The 632-nt window shown below is 46.4% G+C and carries 1 protein-coding gene; it reads right to left on the bottom strand.

Annotation, left to right across the window (positions count from 1 at the left end):
* The coding region (locus B5J93_RS12785) for a hypothetical protein (RefSeq protein WP_143823558.1) at positions 1-551 on the bottom strand (551 nt) is incomplete at its 3' end.
* Between the last annotated feature and the right edge of the window lie 81 nt (positions 552-632).

Here is a 632-nt window from a genome sequence, read left to right as displayed (position 1 = left end):
TTTTGCAAAGATAGGGCTTTTTGATAATGAGCGATTTCATCTACATTGCCCCGTGCCACCGCCTCTGCCATTTTTGCTTGTAGGTCGGCAAGTTTTTGGGCTTGCTTGATACGCTGGCTGTCCATCTCCCGTCCCTGCAAACTGGCAAGCTCAGCATCTAAATCTTGCATGGTGGTTTTGGCGGTATCTGCTAGGCTGTTCATTTGCTTTTGGGCTTGTTTGATTTGCTCTTGTAGATTATTTAGCTTGGCTTTGTCCAACTTGACAATGCCCTCAATGCTAAATGATGTGGCACGAGCAAGGGCATTTTGGGCTTTTTGTAGGTCTGCCATGCTTACCGCTTGACCCGATAAACTGTCGGTGGCATCATCAACCGCTTTATCCATCGCCTTAAAGCCATCGACTTGTTTTTTGACGATGTTATCCAGTTTTGTCATCTCAGAGAAGAATTGCGACCATGACCCCACCGTTTTTTTGCTCTTATCCATGATTGCAGCAAAGGCGTTATTAGCATCCTGAGCTGACACCCCAAACTCAGATAATGCGGTCATCTGTGAGCGTATGCCTCCAACTATTTGCTCTACATATGCCGCGGCACTTGCAGATGATGAAACCAGACTCTCTGCTGTTTT

Origin of the sequence: Moraxella equi (assembly GCF_002027555.1) — a bacterium.
Taxonomy (GTDB): domain Bacteria; phylum Pseudomonadota; class Gammaproteobacteria; order Pseudomonadales; family Moraxellaceae; genus Moraxella; species Moraxella equi.
Note: the sequence above shows the minus strand (reverse complement) of the source record. Positions and strands in the feature narration are given on the sequence as shown.